At 65.3% G+C, this 6,724-nt stretch carries 7 protein-coding genes; 1 reads left to right on the top strand and 6 read right to left on the bottom strand.

All coding sequences use genetic code 11. The features are described from left to right. From APH27_RS25210 to APH27_RS25185, 6 genes are all read right to left on the bottom strand, one after another. A partial coding sequence (locus APH27_RS25210) for an efflux transporter outer membrane subunit (RefSeq protein ID WP_060486202.1) occupies positions 1–1,388 on the bottom strand: 1,388 nt, incomplete at its 3' end. Further along, positions 1,385–2,260, bottom strand: a complete 876-nt coding sequence (locus tag APH27_RS25205) for an HlyD family secretion protein (protein ID WP_060486201.1) — start codon at positions 2,258–2,260, stop codon at positions 1,385–1,387. The genes APH27_RS25205 and APH27_RS25210, both read right to left, overlap by 4 nt. Beyond that, the gene (locus tag APH27_RS25200) at positions 2,257–2,469 is read right to left on the bottom strand and encodes a DUF1656 domain-containing protein (protein ID WP_027920856.1); all 213 of its coding nucleotides are present in this window, start codon (positions 2,467–2,469) and stop codon (positions 2,257–2,259) included. The genes APH27_RS25205 and APH27_RS25200 overlap by 4 nt, the downstream gene beginning before the upstream one ends. Continuing rightward, entirely contained in the window at positions 2,466–4,553 is a 2,088-nt protein-coding gene (locus APH27_RS25195) for an FUSC family protein (RefSeq protein WP_060486200.1), read from the bottom strand. The genes APH27_RS25200 and APH27_RS25195 overlap by 4 nt, the downstream gene beginning before the upstream one ends. Continuing rightward, entirely contained in the window at positions 4,550–5,002 is a 453-nt protein-coding gene (locus APH27_RS25190; protein WP_060486199.1) for a MarR family winged helix-turn-helix transcriptional regulator, read from the bottom strand. The genes APH27_RS25195 and APH27_RS25190 overlap by 4 nt, the downstream gene beginning before the upstream one ends. 217 nt (positions 5,003–5,219) lie before the next feature. Further along, complete coding sequence (locus APH27_RS25185) at positions 5,220–6,014, bottom strand: tetratricopeptide repeat protein (RefSeq protein ID WP_027920853.1); 795 nt, start codon at positions 6,012–6,014, stop codon at positions 5,220–5,222. 206 nt (positions 6,015–6,220) lie between these two features. Between APH27_RS25185 and APH27_RS25180 the strand changes: the two genes are divergently transcribed. Next, positions 6,221–6,724, top strand: a 504-nt coding sequence (locus APH27_RS25180) for a WYL domain-containing protein (protein WP_060486198.1), incomplete at its 3' end; no start/stop codon positions are given.

Genomic DNA, 6,724 nt, shown 5'->3' with positions numbered 1-6,724 from the left:
CCGAGCGCCAGGAACACACCAATCTGCCCCAACGCCACCTGGCTGTTGGCCGCCGCCAGCTGCGACCGCATGTCGGTATAGGTCCGCGTCGCCTGCAAATCCGCCAGGAACGACTCTCGCCCGGCCTGGTAATACCGGTGCGTCTGGTCCGCCGCTTCCTTCGCCGACTGCTCCGCCTCAGCCAGCGCATCACGCCGGTCGAGCAAGGCGCTGTATTGGGCCAGACGGGTCTGGGTCTCGCGGATGGCGTTCAGCACCACCCCGTCGAAATGCGCCAAGGCCGCCTGGGTCGAGGCTTCGGCCATGCGAATGCGGGCTCGGGTACCGTTGGTCGGGATGCTCCAGCTGATCTGCGGGCCGACGCCCCAGCGGTTGGTTGACGGATCACCGAGGTCTTCAAGGATGCCAATGGTGCCAACCTGGGCACCGATGCTGATGTCCGGATAGAGCGCACCGGTGGCCACACCGATCTCGGCGGTGGCTGCTGCCAGTTGGCGTTCGGCCTGGCGCACATCGGGGCGGCGCTTGAGCAGGGCCGCGCCGTCACCTACCGGGACCAGCTGGTTCAGCTGCGGCAACTCGGCACAGTCAGCGGTGCCGGCGGGCAACTTATCCACAGGCTTGGCCAGCAGCGCCGCCAAGGTGTACATGCCCGTTTCGCGTTCAGCCTTGAAACGCGGCAGTTCGGCGCGCAACGACTTGAACTGGGTCTGCGAGCGGGTGACCTGGGTTTGATCGCCGCGGCCCGCATCGCGCAGGCGCTGGTTGAGCTTCACGCTCTGCTCCTGCAGGTCGAGCGACTCGCGGGCGATGTGGTATTCCTCGTTGGCCGAGCACACCTGGGTGTAGGCCTTGACCACGTCGGCCACCAGGGTGATGCGCGCCGTGTCGGCGGCGGCCTGCACCGCGTCGGCGTTGGCCTTGGCGGCCTCGGTGCCACGCTTGAAGGTGCCCCACAGGTCGAACTGGTACGAGGCGCTGATGATCGCCTCGCCGATATTGGCCACCGGCACTTTCTCGGGCAGCAGGAAGGCTTGGCCGGACTCCTGCAGGCGCTGGGCGCCGGCCTTGATGCCGCCGTTGAAGCCGCCCTGGGACTCGGCCACTTCGACCTGGGCACGGGCCTTGGCGATGTTGGCCGCAGCCACGCGCAACTCGGTGTTGGCACTCAACGCCTGGCGCACCAGTTCGTTGAGGCGTTGATCCTGATACAGCTGCCACCAGTCCTCGGGCACCGGTGCCGACACCACACTGTCGGCATCCTGGCGCAACGGGCCGTTGAGGTCGCTGCGCTGTACCGCCGCGTCCTTCGGCACTTCATAGTCGGGGCCGACCATCATGCAGGCCCCCAGGGACAGGCAGAACCCCGCCAGGATCAGCTGTTTCATGGGCGCTGGCCCTCGAGGATCGACACGGTGGCGGTACGCCCGGCGATCATGCGGAAGTCTTCCGGCACTTCGTCGAAGGCGATGCGCACCGGAATGCGCTGGGCCAGCCGCACCCAGCTGAACGCCGGGTTGACGTTGGGCAGCAGGTTGGCGCCGCTGCTGCGGTCACGGTCTTCGATGCCGGCAGCAAAGCTCTGCACATGGCCGCGCAGGCGGGTGTTGTCGCCCATCACGCGGATGTCCACGGCATCGCCGATGTGGATGCCGCCGAGCTTGGTCTCTTCAAAATAACCATCGACGTGGTACGAGGTACTGTCGACCACCGACAGCACCGGGCGGCCGGCGCTGACGAACTCATGGTCACGCGGGGCGCGGTCGTTGAGGTAACCCTCTACCGGGCTGCGCACCACCGAGCGGTCTAGGTTGAGCTGAGCGGTGTCGACTGCCACCTGGGCCTCGCTGACTGCCGAGCGGGCACGGGCTTCGCGGGACTGGCTTTCTTCCAGCTGCTCGGCCGCCACCAGGTTGCCCAGCTTGCGATTACGCTGCGCTTCGCGGGACGCCTGGGCCAGGGTTTCCTGGCGCTCGCCGAGCGTCGCCTTGGCCTGGCGCAAGGCCAGGGTGAAGCGGTCCTGGTCGATGGTGAACAGCACGTCACCGCGCTTGACGGTCTGGTTGTCGCGCACTTCGACCTTCTGGATCAGGCCGGACACGTCCGGGGCGATCTGGATCACGTCGGCGCGGATGTGGCCGTCGCGGGTCCAGGGGGCGAACATGTAGTACACCACCATCTGCCACACGAGCACGGCGGCGAAGGTCACTACCAGCAAGGTCAGGACCACACGGCCCAAGGTCAGCAAAGGTTTTTTCATGGCAGCATCAGGCTTCGGCAAAAATGGTCGACCGCGCCCAGCAGCACGGCATACAGGGCAACATTGAAAAGCGCCCGGTGCCAGACCAGGCGGTAGAAATGCAGGCGCACCAGCACCGCGTGCACCCCCAGGAACAGCAGGTAGGTGCCAAGCATCATCACCAGCAGCGTGGGCAGGAACACCCCGCTGATATCCAGTTCACCGATCACAGGGGCGCTCCGTCGAGGCCGGGGGGCAGTTGCGGTTGTTCGGCAGGCTCGAGCATCACCTCGACACCCGGCAGCAATGCCAGGCGCAGGCCGCTCAGGGCATGCAGCAGGTGGGTGCGGGCATCGCCGCGTTCGTACAGTTCATCCAGGTTCAGCGCCAGGCGCGCACGTTCCATGTTGCGCAATAGCGCGGCCGGCGCGTGCAGGCGCTCGCCGGCGCGCAGGCAGGCGGCGTAGTGCGCGCCAACTTCCTCGATCACCGTACCCAGGCGCTCGCGGGCCTGCTGACCGGCACGTGGCAGGTAGGCCAGCAGGTCGAGCAGGTTCAGCCCCACACGCAGGTCGCGTAGCGCCACACCGCTGTCCTGACCGGTTTGCGACAGGCGCGGCAGGTGCTGCATCAGGCGGTCGAGCATCTGCACACCGACATGGCGGTGCTCAGCCAGGGTTGCCGGCTCGGTCATTTCGACGATGTCGCGCCAGGCGAAGCGGGTCATGCGCTTGGCCGCAAGCTCCACACCGAACGGGCGCATCACCAAGGTCCAGATGAAGGCAAACAAAAGGCCCACGGGGCCGGCCAGGTTGGAATTGAGGAAGGTGAAAAAGTCGGCGTCGTAGGCACCTTGGATGCTGATGAAGGTCGACGTGTTGACGATGGTCAGCAAGGTGCCGAGGTAGAAGCGCGGCTGCACGGTCAAGGTGCCGACACAGATGAACGGGATGGCGAAGGCCAGCACCAGCATCGGGAAGTCGTGCAGGTTGGGCAGCACCAGGAACAGGTACAGACTGGAGAAGATTACCGACATCAAGGTCCAGAAGAAGAACCGGTAGATCTGCGGCGCCGGGTCGTCCATGGCGGCGAAGAAGCTGCACGACACGGCGGCGAGAATCACCGCACTGGCGCCGTCGTTCCAGCCCAGGCCGATCCAAAGGCCGCAGGCGACAACGATCGCCAGCACCGTGGAGACCACCGAGTACAGCATCAGCCCGCGGTCGAAGAACGCGGTCAGGCGGCCCAGGCGCCAGTGCCGGTAGACCGCGCGCCAGGGCTTGGGGTCGTCGGTGCGCAAGGCATGCTGCAGGGAGCAGCAGTCCTGCCACAGGTCAGCCCATTCGGTCAGCCGGTACAAGGCGTTGGACAGCAGCAGCTCGGCGCGCTGGTCGAGGGCGGCAGCGCCAGGCTGCAGGCGGTCGATCTGCTCGTGCAAGGCGGTCCAGCGGGCTACCGAGGCACTGTCGGCAGTGCCTTTGAGCCACTCGCGCGCGGCTTCCAGCACTGGCTGGAGCTGGGCAAAATGAGCCGGGGCGCGGCCTTCGAGGGCGATCAGGGCGTCATCGAGGGCATCGATCACCGGCAGCAGGTGGATCATCCGCCCGCGCAGCTCGCGGGCGTTCTTCAGCGTGTGCGGGCCGGCGCCTTCATGGCCGAGCTGGCCGATCATCAGCTCCAGCGAGTTGAACGTGGCGACCATCGCCCCGCGCATGCCGCCGACCTTGTCGGCGCTGGCTTCGCGGGCCAGGTAAGTATCGCTGTAGCGGATCGCTTCGGTGAACCAGCTTCCAGTGGCTCCCACCACCACCGGGGCCAGCCGCCGTGGCCAGAAGATCGCACCAACCACCGCCGCGCAGACGATACCGAGGCAGATTTCCTGGGCCCGGGACGACGCCACGTCGAACACCGCCAGCGGGTTGTCGACCACTGCCAGGGCAATCATTGGCAAGGTGTAACCGGCCAGCATCAGCACGTAGTTGTTGGCCGTGCGCAGGTTCAGCGAGAGGAACAGCAAGGTGCCGGTCCACAGGGCGATAGCGATGCTCAGCAGCAACGGCGACTGCACCAGCGGCGGCACGAAGAAGATCGCCCCGGCAGCACCGAGCAGCGTACCCACGGCGCGATACAGGGCCTTGGAGCTGGTTGGGCCGACGAACGGGCTGGAGACGATGTACACAGTGGCCATCGCCCAATACGGTCGCGGCAACTGCAGCAGCAGGGCGATGTACAGGGCAATCATCGACGCGGCGAAGGTGCGCACGCCGTAGAACCAGTCACGGGCTGGCGGTACCGAACTGAAGAAGCCGTTCATGCCACCCCGCCTGCAGTGCCCAAGCCAGCGGCTTCGAAAGCACGCAACACGCGCAGCGCAGCCTGCAGGTCGGCCTCGTCGATGCCCTGCAGCACGTCATGGCGCACACGCACCAGTTCGGCTTCGATGGCTTCGGCCAGGCGCCGGCCTTCAGCGGTCAGGCTCAAGGCTTTGGCACGGCGGTCCAGCGGGTCCTCGCTACGGCAGACCAGGCCAGCCTTGCACAGCTGGTCGAGCAGGCGTACCAGCGACGGGCTTTCCAGGCCGGCAGCCTGGGCCACGGCCACTTGGTGCACACCATCTCCCAGGCGCACGATCATCAGCAACGGTGCGGCGCAGGCCTCTGAGATACCGTAGCCGATCAGGGCGTTGTGGCAGATGCGCCGCCAGTGGCGAGCGGCAACCACCATGCCGCTGCTGACTTGCAGGCGCAGGGAGTCAATGGACATGTGGGGAACCAAGGATATTCATAGTTTGCTAACTATCAATATACGCCTGTGCCTCCCCCTGTCGTCAACCGTGGGCGACGGGGGGCCAAGATGAAATTCTTGTTCACCTGCACGGCCTCTTCGCGGGCAAGCCCGCTCCCACAGGGACCATATAAGTCTTGAATGCCGGGATATTTCTGTGGAAGCGGGCTTGCCCGAGAAGAAAGCAGCACAACACTCAGGGCTGAATCTGGTCTTCCAGCTTCATGGTCAGGGCCAAGGTGCTGCCCATCTGCACCGCCCGGTCACGCCAGCACTGGTAACGCGCTTCATCGCGGCTGCTGAAATGCACCGCCAACTCCTCGGCCGCCTGCATCACCCCGGTTGCCGCCGCCAGTTCCAGCCAATACAGCGCGGCTTTGGTATCAGCATCCACGTACAAGCCATGCAGCAGACGGTAGCCCACTTCGAACCGGCAACGCGCCTCACCCCGCTCGGCTCCGCGCAAAAACCATTGGTAAGCCAGGCCGGGGTCCACCTGCCACGCCGGCGCGGTGTCGCAGACTTCTTCTTCGTACAGGTCACCCAGCGCCGCGGCGGCATGCAGCAGGCCCCGTTCGAAGGCCTGTTGATAACACTCCGCAGCCTGCGCATAGGAGGTTTCGATACCCTTGCCAAAGTAGTGCTGCTGCCCCAGGTTGAACCACGCCGCCGCATTGCCCTGCAGGGCCGCCATGCGCAGCAGGTGCCTGGCCAGCGCGGTGTCGGCCCGCCAGTACTTGCCATTGAGCCAGATCCAGCCTAGGTCGTTGAGTGCTGCCACATTGCCGGCCAGCGCCTGCTGGCGCAGGTCGGCGTACACCGCCTGCAGGTCGTGCGCCTCGTCCAGGCGGTTGACCAGCAGCGCGCGCTGGCTGGGCAGCCCTACCCCGGCGAACAGCCGCTGTCGCCTGCCGGCGTGTGTCGGTGGGCAAATGACCTGCTCAGGCAAAAGGCGGGCGAGCAGCGAATGGATATTGCTGACAGCAGACATGTTCATCCTCATTGAACGACCCACAGGCCCGACCGCGGCTGTGATGAGGCGTGATTCTGCGCGACGTCACGTCAAAACCTGTCGCGAACGATTCGAGGCAAGGCAACCAATTGCGCATTCCTTGATCTGAACGAGTTATGGCTAATTGCCATGAGCTGTTCCAGCCGCCATCCTGTTGCGGCAAGCCTAGACAAGGACGTTACCTTTTGCCGTTCGCTACCACCCGCGCCACCCTCAGCCGTCAATGGGCGCTGCTGCGCCAGTTACCTAGCCGCTCCCCAGGCATCACCAGCGCCGAACTGGTGTGGCGCCTGCGCGATGTGGGCTTCAATGTCAGCAAACGCACCGTGGAACGGGACCTTAACGAGCTGTCGCTGATCTTTCCGCTGGATCGCAATGACAAGAGCATTCCGTTTGGTTGGCACTGGTCGGCGAACATTGCAGGCGAGTTGCGAGGGAATTTCGATCTGCAGGGATATTTGCGCGGTGATTCGCTGCAGCCGGCGCAGGGTGAAGGCTTCGAGATACAGGCCTGGGTCAGCGACCCATTGGCCAAGCAGTTGCGTGAAGCGCCGTTGAGCATGGACATGCAATTGACGGCACTGGACCAGGGGCATCGATTGCGGGCCACCGTGGAAGATGGCGGGCCGTTACGCTGGTGGGTGTTGAGCCAAGGGGAAGGCCTGGTGGTCGAAGAGCCGCAGTCACTG

The sequence above is a fragment of the Pseudomonas sp. NBRC 111123 genome (assembly GCF_001320205.1).
In the GTDB taxonomy this organism is placed as follows: domain Bacteria; phylum Pseudomonadota; class Gammaproteobacteria; order Pseudomonadales; family Pseudomonadaceae; genus Aquipseudomonas; species Aquipseudomonas putida_J.
This window is presented reverse-complemented; position numbering and strand designations above follow the sequence as displayed.